The 14,872-nt window shown below is 64.0% G+C and carries 16 protein-coding genes; 5 read left to right on the forward strand and 11 right to left on the reverse strand.

The window, feature by feature from the left end; genetic code table 11:
- The first annotated feature begins 1 nt into the window (after window position 1).
- The 3 genes from CK220_RS07950 (at window position 2) to CK220_RS07965 (ending at window position 3,120) form a co-directional block, all read left to right on the forward strand.
- Window positions 2-1,384 carry an aspartate aminotransferase family protein gene (locus tag CK220_RS07950; RefSeq protein WP_095810996.1) on the forward strand — a complete coding sequence of 461 codons (1,383 nt, stop codon included), beginning with the start codon at window positions 2-4 and terminating at the stop codon, window positions 1,382-1,384.
- A 213-nt stretch (window positions 1,385-1,597) separates the two neighbouring features.
- On the forward strand, window positions 1,598-2,095 hold the full coding sequence (locus tag CK220_RS07960) for a GNAT family N-acetyltransferase (protein ID WP_176479022.1): 498 nt from the start codon (window positions 1,598-1,600) through the stop codon (window positions 2,093-2,095).
- Window positions 2,092-3,120, forward strand: coding sequence for a histone deacetylase family protein (locus tag CK220_RS07965; RefSeq protein WP_095810999.1), 1,029 nt, complete (start codon window positions 2,092-2,094; stop codon window positions 3,118-3,120). The genes CK220_RS07960 and CK220_RS07965 overlap by 4 nt, the downstream gene beginning before the upstream one ends.
- A 1-nt stretch (window position 3,121) precedes the next feature.
- Here the strand turns inward: CK220_RS07965 and CK220_RS07970 are convergent, their stop codons facing one another.
- The 3 genes from CK220_RS07970 to CK220_RS07980 all read right to left on the reverse strand — a co-directional run bounded on the left by CK220_RS07970 (window position 3,122) and on the right by CK220_RS07980 (window position 6,068).
- Window positions 3,122-4,390: a cysteine desulfurase-like protein gene (locus CK220_RS07970; protein ID WP_095811000.1), complete on the reverse strand. Its 1,269-nt coding sequence runs from the start codon at window positions 4,388-4,390 to the stop codon at window positions 3,122-3,124.
- A gap of 35 nt (window positions 4,391-4,425) precedes the next feature.
- Window positions 4,426-5,493: an aldo/keto reductase gene (locus CK220_RS07975; protein ID WP_095811171.1), complete on the reverse strand. Its 1,068-nt coding sequence runs from the start codon at window positions 5,491-5,493 to the stop codon at window positions 4,426-4,428.
- Between the two features lie 116 nt (window positions 5,494-5,609).
- Window positions 5,610-6,068 carry a hypothetical protein gene (locus CK220_RS07980; protein WP_095811001.1) on the reverse strand — a complete coding sequence of 153 codons (459 nt, stop codon included), beginning with the start codon at window positions 6,066-6,068 and terminating at the stop codon, window positions 5,610-5,612.
- Between the two features lie 393 nt (window positions 6,069-6,461).
- Between CK220_RS07980 and CK220_RS07985 the strand changes: the two genes are divergently transcribed.
- Window positions 6,462-6,626, forward strand: coding sequence for a DUF1127 domain-containing protein (locus tag CK220_RS07985; RefSeq protein ID WP_082954041.1), 165 nt, complete (start codon window positions 6,462-6,464; stop codon window positions 6,624-6,626).
- 50 nt (window positions 6,627-6,676) lie between these two features.
- Here the strand turns inward: CK220_RS07985 and CK220_RS07990 are convergent, their stop codons facing one another.
- Window positions 6,677-7,180 carry a DUF1993 family protein gene (locus CK220_RS07990; protein ID WP_095811002.1) on the reverse strand — a complete coding sequence of 168 codons (504 nt, stop codon included), beginning with the start codon at window positions 7,178-7,180 and terminating at the stop codon, window positions 6,677-6,679.
- 142 nt (window positions 7,181-7,322) lie between these two features.
- On the opposite strand from CK220_RS07990, the gene CK220_RS07995 reads away from it, so the two are divergent.
- The gene (locus CK220_RS07995; RefSeq protein ID WP_095811003.1) at window positions 7,323-8,372 is read left to right on the forward strand and encodes a DUF1176 domain-containing protein; all 1,050 of its coding nucleotides are present in this window, start codon (window positions 7,323-7,325) and stop codon (window positions 8,370-8,372) included.
- Here the strand turns inward: CK220_RS07995 and CK220_RS08000 are convergent, their stop codons facing one another.
- The 7 genes from CK220_RS08000 to CK220_RS08030 form a co-directional block, all read right to left on the reverse strand.
- Window positions 8,373-9,263 (reverse strand): alpha/beta hydrolase, encoded by an 891-nt coding sequence (locus CK220_RS08000; RefSeq protein ID WP_095811004.1) that lies wholly within the window; start codon window positions 9,261-9,263, stop codon window positions 8,373-8,375.
- Between the two features lie 32 nt (window positions 9,264-9,295).
- Complete coding sequence (locus CK220_RS08005) at window positions 9,296-10,915, reverse strand: molybdopterin-binding/glycosyltransferase family 2 protein (RefSeq protein WP_095811005.1); 1,620 nt, start codon at window positions 10,913-10,915, stop codon at window positions 9,296-9,298.
- Entirely contained in the window at window positions 10,912-11,616 is a 705-nt protein-coding gene (locus tag CK220_RS08010; RefSeq protein WP_095811006.1) for an XdhC family protein, read from the reverse strand. The genes CK220_RS08005 and CK220_RS08010 overlap by 4 nt, the downstream gene beginning before the upstream one ends.
- A gap of 6 nt (window positions 11,617-11,622) precedes the next feature.
- Entirely contained in the window at window positions 11,623-11,961 is a 339-nt protein-coding gene (locus tag CK220_RS08015; protein ID WP_095811007.1) for an XdhC family protein, read from the reverse strand.
- A gap of 70 nt (window positions 11,962-12,031) precedes the next feature.
- A complete protein-coding gene (locus CK220_RS08020) occupies window positions 12,032-13,282 on the reverse strand; it encodes a VWA domain-containing protein (RefSeq protein WP_095811008.1) in 1,251 nt (416 codons plus the stop codon).
- A 4-nt stretch (window positions 13,283-13,286) separates the two neighbouring features.
- Window positions 13,287-14,210, reverse strand: coding sequence for a MoxR family ATPase (locus CK220_RS08025; protein WP_095811172.1), 924 nt, complete (start codon window positions 14,208-14,210; stop codon window positions 13,287-13,289).
- 29 nt (window positions 14,211-14,239) lie between these two features.
- Window positions 14,240-14,734, reverse strand: coding sequence for a flavin reductase (locus tag CK220_RS08030; RefSeq protein ID WP_095811009.1), 495 nt, complete (start codon window positions 14,732-14,734; stop codon window positions 14,240-14,242).
- Window positions 14,735-14,872: the final 138 nt, after the last annotated feature.

The following is a 14,872-nucleotide window of genomic DNA, read 5'->3' on the forward strand; positions in this document are numbered from 1 at the left end:
CATGCCGAAACCGGAAGTGCAGCCCTCGCCTGAAGCCGAAGTGCGGCCGCCGTCGCATTTGTTCTACCTCTCCAGCCTGCGCCGGCCACTCGTCGACCGCGCCGAGGGCATCTATTTCTGGACCAAGGACGGCCGCCGCTTCATCGATGGTTCGAGCGGACCGATGGTCGCCAATATCGGCCATTCCAACCGCAACGTGCTCGACGCCATGAAGCGGCAGATGGACAAGACCACCTTCGCCTATCGGCTGCATTTCGAGAACGAACCGGCGGAAGAACTGGCGCGGGCACTGGCTCACAAGCTGCCCGAAGGCATGGACCGCATCTTCTTCGTCTCGGGCGGCTCGGAAGCGACCGAATCCTGCATCAAACTCGCCCGGCAATGGGCGGTCGCCACCGGGCAGCCGAAGCGCTGGAAGGTGATCACCCGCTTCCCGTCCTATCACGGCGGCACGCTGGGCTCGCTCGCCATCACCGGCGACGACGCGCTTGCCGAGACTTTTGCGCCGTTGATGCGGGTGATGCCGACGGTGCCGGCGCCGACCGCCTGGCGCGATCGCGACAATCTCTCGATGGAGCAGCGCGGCATCCGTTATGCCGACATGCTCGAAGAAAAGATACAGGCCGAAGGCCCGGAAAGCGTGCTCGCCTTCATCATGGAACCCGTCGGCGGCGCGGCAACGGCAGCCCTTGTCGCGCCCGACAGCTACTATCCGCGCATCCGCGAGATCTGCGACCGCTACGGCATCCTGCTCATCCATGACGAGGTGATGAGCGGTGCCGGCCGCACAGGTAAATTTTTGGGCGGCGACCATTGGAACTGCAAGCCGGACATCGTCGCGCTATCGAAAGGGCTGGGCTCGGGCTATGCGCCGCTCGGCGCGCTGGCAGCTCCCATGCGGCTCGTCGAGCCTCTGCTCGCCTCCGGCGGCTTCCAGCACGGCCACACCTATGCCGGCAATCCGCTCGCCTGCGCGGCCGGCCTTGCGGTGCTGAGCGAAATGGACCGGCTCGATCTCGTCGCCAACGCAGCCGCCATGGGGGATGTGCTGATCGGCGAGTTGAAGGCGCTGCAAAGGCGCTTCCCGTTCATCGCCGACGTGCGCGGCAAGGGTCTGCTCCTTGGCGCCGAGATGGTGGCCGATCCGGAGACGCTGAAGCCCATCGACCCGGCCCGCAAGGCGACGCAGCGCCTGCTCGACCATGCCTATGCGCGCGGCCTGATCATCTACGGCCGCAAGGTCAAGGGCGGCGTCCATGGCGACAATTTCATGGTGGCGCCGCCGATGATCATCACGCGCGAGCAGATCGGCGAGATAATCGCCATCATAGGCGACTCGCTGGATGCGCTGGCAGCCGAGCTCGACCTGCCGTTGGAAGGCTGAGCGTGTGAGACATCCTGAGATGGTCGCGATCCTTCGCACTCCCCTCTGGCCTGCCGGCCATCTCCCCCGCAAGGGAAGAGATCGGATGTCGCTGGCGCTTTCGCCGACCTTTGACGTTGCAGGAATAGCGCCGTCGGTAGAACTGCTGATCTCCTCCCTTGCGGGGGAGATGTCCAGCAGGACAGAGGGGGGTGCCTGGGCGCCGTGGTTGTCGTGAGCACAATTATCCTCCGCCGCGGCCGGATCGAGGATGTCGAGACCATCCATGCCGCCTTGCTGCGCCTCGGCACCCACATCGGCGCGCATCAGGAAATCACCTCCACCCCCGAGGACCTCCGCCGCTACGGCTTCGGCGCAAACCCCGCCTTTTCGACCTTGATCGCCGAGGTCGACGGCGAGTTCGCCGGGCTCTGCCTGCACTTCCCGATCTTCTCGACCTGGATGGGCCGGCCCGGCGTCTTTGTGCAGGACCTCTATGTCGAGGACCGCTTTCGCGGCCGGCGCATCGGTGAGAAGCTATTGCGGCGCGTAGCCAAGGAGTGCCGCGCTGCAGGCGGCGTCTATCTCAGGCTCTCCGTCGATTCCGATAACGAAACCGCCAAGACCTTCTATGAAAAGCTCGGCATCGGCTGGTCGAGCTACGAGCAGGTGCAGAAGATTGTCGGCGAGGCTTTCTTTGCCTTTGCCGACGCGCCGGAGGAGGAACGATGAAAGCCTTCTATGCGGAGGAACAGAAGCGCCATGACCCGAAGGCCTTCCTTTCCAGCGGCGCACCGCAGCCCAATCCCGAAAAGCCGGAACGGGTCGAGAGATTGCTAGCTGGCGCAAGATCGGCCGGGTTGACGATCGAGAGGCCGAAGGACCATGGCCTCGGGCCGATCGCCGCTGTGCATACGCCCGAGTATCTCGACTTTCTCGAGCACATCTTCGCGCGCTGGCAACGCATCGAAGGCGCCTCACCTGAGGTCATTCCGAACATCCACCCGATCGTCCGCGACGGCTCCTACCCGGCCTCGGCGGTCGGCCAGGCCGGCTATCATATGGCCGACACCGCATGCCCGATCTCTGCCGAGACCTGGAACAGCGCGCTCTGGAGCGCCTGGAGCGCGGTGGAAGCCGCCGAGACGGTGATGGCCGGCGCGCCGTCGGCCTACGCGCTCTGCCGCCCGCCCGGCCATCATGCCTTTGCCGATGTGGCGGGCGGCTTCTGCTTCATCAACAATTCGGCGGTGGCTGCGCGGGTGCTGAGAAAGAACGCGGCGCGCGTCGCCATACTCGATGTCGACCTGCATCACGGCAACGGCACGCAAGGGATCTTTTACGCCCGGCCTGATGTTCTGACCGTCTCGTTGCATGCCGATCCGGTGCGCTTCTATCCCTTCTTCTGGGGCCATGCCGACGAGCGCGGCGAAGGGGCAGGCCTCGGCTACAACCTCAACCTGCCGCTGCCGCGCAAATCCGGCGACGCGGCATTTCTGGAAGGGTTGGCAACAGCCTTGCGGCGCATCCGCGCCTTCGCGCCGGAAGCGCTGGTTGTCGCGCTCGGGCTCGACGCATTCGAAGGCGATCCGTTCGGAGGCCTTTCGGTGACGACGCCCGGCTTCGCGCGCATCGGCGAGGCGATCGCCGGCCTCGGCCTGCCGACCGTCATCGTCCAGGAGGGCGGCTATCTCTGCGATGCGCTCGGCGACAACCTCACCGCTTTCCTGACCGGCTTTGGCCGGAAGAAGGGATAGCTCAGGCGCGCTGCTGCCTCAGCATCGCAATGATGCGATGTACGCTTTCCAGCGTCTCGTCGATCTCTGCGGCCGTGTTGTAATGCGCGATGCCGATGCGCACGACGCCCTGCGCCGGCGGAATGCCGAGCTGGTGGACGATCTCCCATGCATAGTTGTGGCCGGACCACAGGAAGATGTTTTCGGCATTCATCTGCCGCACGATCGTTTCCGGCGCGATGCCCTCTACCGTGAAGGAAATTGTCGGCACGCGATCGCCGAAGCGTTCCGGGTCGATGATGCCGCGGATCGTCAATCCCTCGATGTCCGACAGGCCTTCGATCAACTGCCGGGCGAGCGCGTTCTCGTAAGCGATCGACATTTCGAAGGCCCTCGCTATCCGCTGCCGCCGCGAACCGCCCTCGCCGGCTGCGGCGCCGAGATCGGCGAAGTAGTCGATCGCTGCGGTCAACCCAGCCATCAGCTCGATCTGCGGCGTGCCGAGCTCGAACCGTTCCGGCAGGCCGTTGGACGAGCAGCGGCATTTATAGGGTTTTAGCCCGTCAATCACGTCGCGGCGGCCCCACAAAATGCCCATATGCGGCCCGAAGAATTTATAGGCAGAGCAGACCAGGAAATCGCAGCCCAGCGCCTGAACGTCGATCGCCCCGTGCGGGGCGAATTGCACGGCATCGACATAAACCAGCGCCCCGACCTGCTTGGCGATCGCCGTCAGCTCCCTCACGCGGTTAATCGAGCCGGTGAGGTTCGAGGCATAGTTCAGCGCCACAAGCCGGGTCCTTTCCGAAAGCAGCGCCCTCAGCCCCGCTTCCTCGACCTGCCAGCTCTTCTCGTCGAACGGCAGCAAACGCACGACGAGGCCGAGATCCTCTGCAAGCTGCAGCCAGGGGGAAATATTGCCCTCATGGTCCATGCGCGTGAGGATGATCTCGTCGCCCGGCTTCATCGCGCGGCCGAGTGTGCGTGACATGTGGTAGGTCAGCGTCGTCATATTGGCGCCGATGATGATTTCCTCGACGCTCGCCGCACCGAGAAAATCCGCCATCGCCGCATGCGCATCATCGACCACCTGCTGCGCCGCGACGGTCGTTTCGAAGAAGCCGCCGAGGTTGGCATTTGTGGTCAGCAGGCAGCGCGAGACCGCATCTGCCACCGCCTGCGGCACCTGGGTTCCGGCGGGATTGTCGAGATAGATGCGACGGCGGCCCTTGTCGGTCAGCGAAAGTGCCGGAAATCGTCCGCGCACGAGCTCGATCGGAAAATCTGCCATCCTCTCCATCCCTTTGTTTTTCTCAATGATTCCCTTCACGGGCAAGGGTTGCCGACGCGCTGGTGGATGGCATCGACTGCCTTCTGCATCTCCTCCGTCCAGCGGACCTCGACCGAAGACAGCGCCATGTCGAGCTGCGCGACGCTGGTGGCGCCGACGATGTTCGCGGTCACAAAAGGCCTGCTCGTCACATAGGCGTTGGCGAAGAGCGCCGGCTCCATGCCGAAGGAGCGCGCCAGCTCATTGTATTGGAGCAGCACTTCCGCCGCATTCGGCGTCTCGTAGCGCTGGCCGCGATTGAAGAGCTGCGAGCGCGAGCCTTGCGGCCGCGCGCCGTGATCATATTTGCCGGTGAGGTAGCCCTGCGCCAGCGGAGAGTAAGGCAGAAACGCGATCTCTTCGCGTTGGCAGACCTCAGCCAGGTTCACCTCGAAGGTGCGGTTGACGAGATTGTAGGCGTTCTGCAGCGAGGCGACGCGCGGGCCGACGCCCTTGTCGGACTCGGCCAGGAAACGCATGACGCCCCATGAGCTTTCGTTCGACAGGCCGAAATGGCGGATTTTTCCCGCTTTCACCAGTTCCTCGAAGACGGCGAGCGTCTCGGCGATCGGCGTCTCGCCGGCAGGCGCGCCGACAGCATCGGCCCGCCGCGCTACCGCCCCGACCCGCGTCGGGTTCGAACCCCACGGAATATCACGGTCCGGCCAATGGATCTGGTAGAGATCGATATAATCGGTACGGAGCTTGGCGAGCGACTTCTCGACCGCATCGAAAACGTCGGCGCGCACAAGCTTCGATGGCCGGTCGCCGCGGAACCAGGCGTTGGCCGTGCGGCCGACCACTTTCGAAGCGATGATGACTTTGTCGCGATTACCCTTGGTCTTCATCCAACTGCCGATGATCCTCTCGGTCCACCCTTGCGTCTCGGCTTTGGGCGGAATCGGGTAAAGCTCGGCGGTGTCGATGAAGTTCACGCCGCGCGAGAAAGCCAGATCCATCTGCGCATGGCCTTCGGCTTCGGTGTTCTGCTGGCCCCAGGTCATCGAACCGAGGCAGATTTGCGAAACAAGGAGGTCTGTCCGACCGAGGCGGCGTTTTTGCATGAATGTCTCCGGCGGGAGGTGGCGCGCGGCTGCGCGGGAAGGAAATTCAAGCATAAGGCATAGGCCGGATTTTCTCCAAGCCGGTCCTGGCGACTTTTGCGTGAATTCGGAGACGGTTAGCGTCGTGCCGCGGCCAGTGCGCGCCGCTTGGCTTCGTCGATCAGCATGTTGGCCACTTGCATGCGGATCATGGCGCGCTGACGCAGATGCGGGGCGACACGGTCCGGATGGTTGGCGAAGGCGAAGTTGCGGCGGATGCGGCCGAAATCGGCATTCTTTGCAGGGCGATCGAGGCTGAGCTCGCCGGCAATCGATTCGGGGTCGATCGGCGGCAGTTTTTCCTCCGGGCGATGCTCTTCCTCACCGAGAGTGAGCTTGGCCTGGTCGAGAAGCGCGGCGAACTCGGCGGCAAGGTCGGCGCCCGCTTCGCGGTACTCGGCGGCGACGCTTTCGCCGGCGACCTTGATGCGGCCGGAGTGAAGCTCGTCCGCAACCGACAGATAGTCGAACGGAATGGAGGGCCGGGCGCCCCCGTCTTCGCCCCTCTCGGAAGCGATGATGAGGTCGTCGAGCAACGAAGCGAAATCGAGCTTGTTTCCGGTGCCGATCTCAGCCTCCTTCTGTCGCCACGGTATTCACTGTCGCCGCCGACCTTAGATCGCTGTCGTTAAAAATGAATGCCGAGGACCTTAGACAATTGCGGGTATTGCAGCTTCAAACGTCGGCCGGAAACAAAAAGCCGGGCTGCATTTCATACAGCCCGGCAGGGTTCGCCAGTTGCGGCGAGGAAAAAGCCGGCCGTGGGCCAGCACCGTGGCGTACGGTCGAACTTCCGGAAAAGTTTCAGAAGAAGCGATTGTGACGGAAAAAAATTTGCCAGGCATGGCTGCCATGCAATTGCTGCACTGCACAATTGTAACAAATCACCTATATGCTCGGCGTGTGGAGGACAAACTAGGGGCTGGGATATGGGGTTCTTCACCGAAATGTTCGCGCGGCCGCGCCCGCAGGAACAGCAGCGCTACCGATCGGCGCTCGCGCTACTGAACGCGATGAGCAACGCCGACCGCGCCGATATCGGCATCAAGCCGGCCGACTTTCCGCGTATCGCCCGCGAGATGTCGATACGCTGATTCAACGTTGAAAAAGAGGTTTCGCCGCGGCCCGGGAAACGTCTCCGTCTTCAGCGTCCGAGGAACGTCGCCTTGCCCAGCGGCACGCCATTGTGCCGCAGGATGTCGTAGGCCGTCGTGACGTGGAAGTAGAAATTCGGCATGGCTGCGCTGAGCAAATATTGCAGCCCGCTCATCGACACGTCGCGCCCGGCAAGCCTGAGTTCGATCGTCCGCTCCTCCGACCCGTCCAGGTCGGCGGCCGAGAACGTCGCCAGATGATCGAGCGTCTTGGCAATTCGAGCGTGCAGTTCTGCGAAGCTCGATTCGTTGTCCTCGTATTTCGGCACTTCACGGCCGGCGAGCCGCGACGGCGCGCCCTTGGCGTGGTCGGTTGCGATCTGCACTTGCCGGGTCAGGGCGAACATGTCCGGCGCCAGCCTCGCGGTCAGGAACACCTGCGGGTCGATCTTGCGGTCGGCTGCGTTCTGTTCCGCCAGCGACAGCACTTTGGACAGTGAATTCAACCTGGCCGAAAAGACGGCCACGGATATGTCGTACATGGAAATGGTCACGGAACACTCTCCCAGGCGGCCTCAGCGCCGCGGGCCGTGAGCTAGCGCCTCCCGACCCGATTCTTCAAGCAGCCCTGCCGCGGCGTCACCGCGACGCCGCAATCGTCGTGGTAGTATTTTCGTTATCGAGCGGAGATTCCCGATGAGACCTGCCCTTATCGCAGCGACTGCCTTGTTCTCCCTTGCCTCCGTCGGCCAGTCGGCGCTTGCAGCCGAAGCCGCCTATATCGACGACCGGTCCAGCGCCGAGGCTGTCGTCCACTCGCTGTACAGCGCGATCAACCGGCATGAATTCGCCCGCGCCTGGAGTTATTTCGGCGATACCAAGCCGGCAAAAGATTTCGACGCCTTCGTCAAGGGCTACGACAATACCGACACCGTCGAGGTCAAGACCGGCGCGGTATCGGACGAGGGTGCTGCCGGCAGCATCTACTACAGCGTCCCTGTCGCCATCCAGGCCACCGACAAGAGGAGCGAGGCCAAGATCTTTGCCGGCTGCTACACGCTTCGCCAGGTCAACGCGCAGATCCAGGAACCGCCATTCCAGCCGATCTTTATCGACAAGGGCGCCTTGAAGCCGTCGACTTCGGATTTCCAGGATGCCGTGCCGGCAAGCTGCGGCGATGGCCCGCCCCCGCCCAAGAAGGATGAAGCGCTCGAACAGGCCAGAAAGGCGTTCCTCGCCGCCTATGGCGAGCACTGCGACAAGGAGAACCCGGAAGGCAAGCCGGTCGGCGAGCCGGAGGCCTATTCCATCCATTACAAGGATAAGGACGCCGGAGCCGACGAGCCGGAGCGCGAGACGCGGCTCTTCCGCTTCTTCTGCTCGATGGCCGCCTACAATGAAAGCGCGGTCTATTACATTTATGACGATGTGTCCGGCGTCCGGCAGCTGCAGTTCGCCGCGCCGGAACTCGACATCCGTTACGAGAACAACAACAGCGAGGGCAAGCTCGAGGGCATCCACATCATCGGCTTCCAGACCGACGACCAGCTGGTCAATTCCGAATACGACGACAAGACCAAGTCGATCACCTCGATGAACAAATGGCGCGGCGTCGGCGACGCTTCATCGACCGGCACCTATCTGTTCCGCAACGGCAATTTCTCGCTGGTGCAGTATGATGTCGACGCGTCCTATGACGGCGAGATCAATCCCGAGACCGTCCTGGACTACAACACGCCGCCTTGATCAGGGCGCTTTCGTCAGCATCCAGTTGAGCGTGCCGCGCCAATCGACCATGCGGATCGGCGTCCCGTGCGTGCCGGTCTCGAACCGCACGAAGCGGGTCGGATAGGTCTTCGACTTGGCGAGGATCGAGCGGAAGAAGGCTTCCTGTTTCTCAACCTGGAAAACCACGTCATGGCTGCCCTGGCCGAAGAACACCGGCACGCGGCGCTTGAAGGCCGGGCTGGTAAAAAAGCTTTCGTCCCAGAGCGAGCCGAGCAGCAGCAGCCCATTGACGCGGGCGCCCGTATCCTTGCGATCGGCCAGTTTCCAGCAGAGGATGCCGCCCATCGAGCCGCAGGCGACGAAGATTTTGGCGCCGGGCGATGTCTCTGCATAGTGATCGATCAGCGCCGCGACTTGGGCGGCGCCCTTGTCGCCGAAATCGGTAAAGTCCGGCGAAAGATAAAGGCCGCCATTTTCGGCCATCAGATTCTTGAGGCGGTTGAAATTGCCGCCGAAGGTGAAGTCGTCGACGCCCTGCTTGCGGCTGCCCCCCTGCCCGTGCAGGTAAAGCACGATGATGGCGGCACCTTGCGTCTTGCCCACCGCGACATGCCGGACATCGCCTGCATCGGTCCTCAGCATCAGGTCCTGCTGCATCTTGCGCACGCCGGGGTCGGTATATTGGGCATGCACGCGCCTTTCCGGCACCTCGTCGCGCTGGTTGATGTCGCGCATCTCGCGATAGTCGAGCACTGTATAGGCACCGTTGTCGCTGGTCGACAGCGTCGCCGGATAAGCGAAAAGCTCGTCCTTGAATGGTTTCAGCGACAACGTCTGGCCCTCGGTTGCCGAGAGGAAGAAAGCTGACGCGGCCAGCAGTGCGGGGAAAAATCGCAAGCGCAAAAACATTCCGAAGCCATGCGAAATTCAGCTTCGGTTTGTCAATCCTGCAGCACGCCGCCAGCGCCTTCCAGCGCCTCGCGCGTATCGACGTCGATCGAGGCGGCCTGTCCGATCTCGACATCGATGACGTCGAGCCCTTCGGCCTCGACGAGATGGCGGGCACCGGTGTCGCCTTCGAGGTGCGCGACGGCTGAAAACAGCGACCGCGGCAGCAGCACCGGGTTGCCGCGCTTGCCCTGATGCGCCGCGCGCACCACGGCGCGGCCGCCGGATCGGCGGAATGCATCGATCAGACTATCGAGATCCTTCGACGAGATGCCAGGCATGTCGCCGAGCACGATCATGGCGCCGGCCGCGTCGGGCGCGACCCGCGCGATGCCCGCCTTAAGCGACGAAGCCAGCCCGTCGGCGAAGTCCGGATTGTGGGCAAGCGTGATATCGAGACCTGAGAGCGCCGAGCGCACCCGCTCGCGCTGATGGCCGGTGACGACGATGGCGCTGGCCGCCTTCGATCTCAGCGCCCGCTCGGCGGTGCGCCGCACCAGCGGCTTGCCGTCGAACAGCGCCAGCAGTTTGTTCGGCCCGCCCATGCGGCTGGAGCGCCCGGCGGCGAGAAGCACGATGTCGACCCTCGGCTCCGCTTTTGCCGGCTGCGACGGCAGCGGCTCGCGCGGCTGCGGCCTTGACGGGATTTCCATCAACAGGCCCCCGACGCCCATGCCGGCAATGTCGCCCGCCGTCACGTCGAGCCCAGCGATCAGCCGGTCCAGCACCCAGTCGAAACCGTTTTCCTTCGGGCTGCGAGCACAGCCGGGCGCGCCGATGACGCGCTTGCCGTCGAGCGTTCCGAGCACCAGCAGATTGCCGGGATCGACCGGCATGCCGGCTCGGATGACTTTGCCGCCCGCCTTCTCGATCGCGGCAGGGATGACATCGGCGAAATCGGCCAGCGCCGAGGCGCCGAAGATAACCACCATGTCGTTGTCGCGCGCCAGCGCCCTTGCCGCTTCCGCGACGGGCGTCACGTCATGCGGCGGGCGCCGCTCCGCCGTCAGCCGGCCGCCGGAGCGCGCCAGCCGCGCCTCGGTGACGCGCAGCGTCTTGTCGAGGACGCTCGGCTTCAAGCCGGGCAGCGTCGTCTGAATGACGCCGACATTGACCGGGCGATAGGCGTTTACGGCAAAGATTTCGCCGCCGGCACAAATCTTGGCCACCGCATCGACCAAGCTCGCAGCGACGGCAAAGGGAATGATCTTCACCGTCGCCACCATCTGGCCGGCCTCGACAGGCGCGTGCAGCGCCAGGGTGGCGATGGTAATCGCCGGGTCGATGGCATTGATGGCGTCGATCATCTTGGCGTCGACGGTGAAGACGCCCGCAGTTTCGGCATGCAGGTTCACGCGTCCGGTTGCAGCGGGCTTCGTCTCGACGTTGCGATGGGACATGCTCAACGCGATCTTTTCGGCCGCGGCATCCTCGCCGAGGTCATCGGGAGAGAGAACGGCCACGACGACTTCGCTGATGCCGGCCGCCCTCAGCGCAGCAACGTCCTCGCCGTTCAGCCGATGCGCCTTGCGGAATCGCCGCTCGCCGGCAGTGGTCGCATGCGCCAGCACCGCGCCTTCGGCCAGCTCGATCGCAACCGGACCGAACTTCACGCCACCGCGCCTTTGCTTTCCAAGCCGCGCGAGCGGAAGGCGTGGATGGTCTGTGCCAGCACCGCGACGGCGATCTCGGCCGGGCTCGCCGCGCCGATGTCCAGCCCGATCGGCGCATGGATGCGGGCGATCTGGTCGGCGCTGGCGCCGAGCGCCAGCAGACGCTCGACCCGCTTGGCATGAGTCTTCCTGCTGCCGAGCGCCCCGACATAGAAGCACCTGGCGTCGAGCGCCGCCTTCAGTGCGAAATCGTCGATCTTCGGATCGTGGGTGACGGCGGCAAGCGCTGTATAGCTGTCGAGTGGTTCGCGCTTCAGCACATCTTCGGGCCATTCGGCATGCAGCGCTACACCGTGAAAGCGCTCCGGCGTGGCGAAGGCGGAACGCGGATCGATGATCTCGACCGGATAGCCGGCGATCCTGGCCATCGGCGCCAGCGCCTGGCTGATATGCACCGCGCCGATCACCACCAGGCGCGGGCGCGGCAGATGCGCATTGAGAAAGAAAGTTCGCCCTTCCGCTTCTACCGATCCAGAATTGCCGGTGCGGAACGCACTGGCGATCGCCGCGCCGAGTTCGCCCGCGACGCGGTCGCCTTCACGCACGATGCGGTCGCGGCCGTCGCCGAGATCGGTGACCAGCACCGCGGCGCGCCGGGCGCGGCGCTCTTCGTTCAATGTTTTGAGAACATACGGATCCATCCGCAGTCAACCTAGCCGCTCGACATAGACCTTGATGCGGCCGCCGCAAGACAGGCCGACCTGCCAGGCGGTTTCGTCGGCGACGCCGAACTCCAGCATCCTAGCCCTGCCCGAGCCGATGACATCGATCGCTTCGGCCACCACCGCGCCCTCGACACAGCCGCCGGAAACCGAACCGTGGAAATTCCCTCCGGCGTCGATGACCAGATGGCTGCCGACCGGGCGCGGCGCCGAACCCCAGGTTTCGACGACGGTTGCGATGGCGACATCCTTGCCGTCCTTCATCCAGCCTTCCGCGATGATCAGGGGATCGCGGGCCTCGTCGAGATAGATGCTCTCGTCCATCGTCGCTTCTCGCAAAGTCTGTTTTTCCCGGGGAACGTCCCAGAGGAATATATCGCTGCGAAACATATGGCTACGCGGCCCGCCTGTCGCCAGTTCGCAGCCAGCGCCGCGGGTCGACCGCTGCGGCCGGCCGCTGGTCGAGCGAGGCGCAAAGATCGGCCAGCGCGTCGAGATTGTGCACGGCGCGGAACTCGTCGACATGCGGCAGCATTGCCTTCACTCCGCGGGCGCGCGCCTCGAACCCGTCGAAACGCAAGAGCGGATTGAGCCAGATCAGCCTCCGGCAGGATTTGTGCAACCGCTCCATCTCCTCCGACAGGCCGGTGACGTCGTCGCGCTCCAGCCCATCGGTGATCAAAAGCACCACGGCGCCCTGCCCCAGCACGCGCCGCGACCACAGCCGATTGAACTCGGCGAGCGCATCGCCGATGCGGGTGCCGCCGGACCAGTCCTTCACGGCCGTCGAGCATTCGGCCAATGCCTCGTCGGGATCGCGATGTCGCATCTGGCGGGTGAGGTTCGTCAGCCGCGTGCCGAAGACGAATGCGTGCACGCGTCGCCGCTTTTCCGTCAGCGCGTGCAGAAAGTGGAGGAAGATGCGCGTGTACTGGCTCATCGAGCCGGAAATGTCGGCAAGCACCACCAGCGGCAGATGCATCTCGCGCGGCGATCGGAATTTCGGCAGGATGAGCGCGCCGCCGGTCCGCGCGGCCAGACGCATCATGGCGCGCGGATCGATGCGGCCCCGTTGCGCATCTGGCTTGAAGCGACGCGTGCGCACCATATCGAAGGGCAGGCGCAACGCCGCGATCGCCTTTTTGGCCTCCGCCACCTCGGCCGCATCCATTTGCGCAAAATCCCTGCCGCGCAGCACCTCATTGCCCGAGAAAGTGAAACGCGCATCGACCTCGATCTCGGGCACTTCCCGCACCGGCTGGTTCTTGTGGTGGCCTTCGAACATCGCCTGGCTGACGCGGTTCTCGGCCGCGCGCGGCTTTTGCTTTTCGCGATGGTCCGGCGCGACCGGAGAAAACATCGCGAGCAGCTTCTCGATCAGCTCGCGCGATTTCCAGAACAGGCGGAAGGCTTCGTCGAAGACCGGATGATCCTCGTGCCGCGAGACCAGCACCGCGTGCAGCGTCCAGTAAAAATCGTCGCGCGAGCCGATGCCGGCGGCAAGAACCGCTTCGATGGCGTCCTTGACCGAAGCCGGGCCGACGCGCATGCCGGCCTTGCGCAGCGCCCGCGCGAAATAGACGATATTGTCGGCAATGCGCCCTTCCGCACTCGCCTCTTTTGGCTCCGGGCGCAGCGGTCGCATGGCGCTACTCCGCGGCCGAAAGCTCGGCCTTCACCTCGTTGAGGATGCGCCGGCCTTCGCCCTCACCGATGCGGGCGATGTCGTCCTGATATTTCAAAAGCACGCCGATCGTATCGGACACCGTCTCCGGGTCGAGCGCGACCTTGTCGAGTTCGGTCAGCGCGCCGGCCCAGTCGATGGTTTCGGCGACGCCCGGGGCCTTGAACAGCTCGATCTGGCGCAACTTCTGGATGAAGGACACGACCTCGGCCGACAGCCGGCTGTTCGCCTGCGGCACCTTGCGCCGCACGATCTCCAATTCGCGCTCGGCGTTCGGATAGTCGACCCAGTGATAGAGGCAGCGCCGCTTCAGCGCGTCATGGATCTCGCGCGTGCGGTTGGTGGTGATGATGACTATCGGCGGCTCTTCGGCTTTGATCGTGCCGAGTTCCGGAACCGTCACCTGGAAGTCCGAAAGTATCTCGAGCAGGAAGGCCTCGAAGGCCTCGTCGGTGCGGTCGAGTTCGTCGATCAGGAAAACCGGCGCCGCCCCTGCCTTGCCGGTCAGCGCATCCAGCACCGGACGGCGGATCAGGTATTTTTCGGAAAAGACGTTGCGCTCCATGTCGGAGCGCACGACTTTGCCCGCCGCCTCCTCCATGCGGATCTCGATCATCTGTGCCGCGTAATTCCACTCGTAGACGGCGGAGGAGACGTCCAGCCCTTCGTAGCATTGCAGGCGGATCAGCCGGCGGCCGAGCGCATCGGCGAGCACCTTGGCGATCTCGGTCTTGCCGACACCGGCCTCGCCTTCGAGGAACAGCGGCCGTTTCATGCGCAGCGACAAAAACAGCACCGTCGCCAGCGAGCGGTCGGCGACATAGTCCGCGCCGGTCAAGAGATCGAGCGTCTCGTCGATCGACTTCGGCGCGGGCCGCGGCGCGGTCATCTTGTCTCCGTGGATGCCGCGCACCCGTTTCACAGAACGTGGTAGTCGCGGTTGTGATAGATCAGCGGCCGCAAATTATCGCCAATGCGCAGGCCTGTCACCTTGCCAAAAAGCACACGGTGGGTGGCCAAATCCTTGGTGTCGATGATCTGACAATCGAAGACGGCGAGCGCGCCTTTCAGCGTCGGCGCGCCGGTCGAGATCACGTCCCATTCGCCGAGCTCGAAGCGCTCCTCGGACGGCAGGCCGGTGATGCCGGAAAAGCCGACCGACAGCGCCTCCTGGTCCGAGGCGAGCGTGTTCAGCGCGAAATTGCCGTTCCGGATGAAGGCCTCGTTCTTGGGATTTTCGCGGTTGAGGCAGACAAGCACGGCGGGCGGCGTATCCGAGACCGAGCAGGCGGCAATCACCGTTGCGCCTCGTCTCCCGGCGGGGCCGTCCGTGGTCACCACATGCACATGGCCGGCAAAATGCGCCATCGCATCGCGATAGGCTTGCGGCCCGATGTCATTGATCTTCAGCACCCGACGATCCCACCTGTCAAAACGAAGTTCGTTATATATGGCCGCATATTGTATGACACAAGCGAAGTGCTTGAGCGCAATCCTGAATTCGCGTGTTGCACCGGGATTAGGCAGCCTTTAGGTCTTTGCTGGAATAGT

It is taken from the genome of Mesorhizobium sp. WSM3860 (assembly GCF_002294995.1).
Classification (GTDB): domain Bacteria; phylum Pseudomonadota; class Alphaproteobacteria; order Rhizobiales; family Rhizobiaceae; genus Mesorhizobium.

Coding starts and splice junctions, on each gene's coding strand:
- CK220_RS08015 (WP_095811007.1), bottom strand. CDS start 11,961: ATGGACGAGAGCATCTATCTCGACGAGGCCCGCGATCCCCTGATCATC.
- CK220_RS07995 (WP_095811003.1), top strand. CDS start 7,323: ATGAGACCTGCCCTTATCGCAGCGACTGCCTTGTTCTCCCTTGCCTCC.
- CK220_RS07970 (WP_095811000.1), bottom strand. CDS start 4,390: ATGGCAGATTTTCCGATCGAGCTCGTGCGCGGACGATTTCCGGCACTT.
- CK220_RS07985 (WP_082954041.1), top strand. CDS start 6,462: ATGGGGTTCTTCACCGAAATGTTCGCGCGGCCGCGCCCGCAGGAACAG.
- CK220_RS08000 (WP_095811004.1), bottom strand. CDS start 9,263: ATGTTTTTGCGCTTGCGATTTTTCCCCGCACTGCTGGCCGCGTCAGCT.
- CK220_RS07975 (WP_095811171.1), bottom strand. CDS start 5,493: ATGCAAAAACGCCGCCTCGGTCGGACAGACCTCCTTGTTTCGCAAATC.
- CK220_RS07950 (WP_095810996.1), top strand. CDS start 2: ATGCCGAAACCGGAAGTGCAGCCCTCGCCTGAAGCCGAAGTGCGGCCG.
- CK220_RS07965 (WP_095810999.1), top strand. CDS start 2,092: ATGAAAGCCTTCTATGCGGAGGAACAGAAGCGCCATGACCCGAAGGCC.
- CK220_RS08025 (WP_095811172.1), bottom strand. CDS start 14,210: ATGACCGCGCCGCGGCCCGCGCCGAAGTCGATCGACGAGACGCTCGAT.
- CK220_RS08020 (WP_095811008.1), bottom strand. CDS start 13,282: ATGCGACCGCTGCGCCCGGAGCCAAAAGAGGCGAGTGCGGAAGGGCGC.
- CK220_RS08010 (WP_095811006.1), bottom strand. CDS start 11,616: ATGGATCCGTATGTTCTCAAAACATTGAACGAAGAGCGCCGCGCCCGG.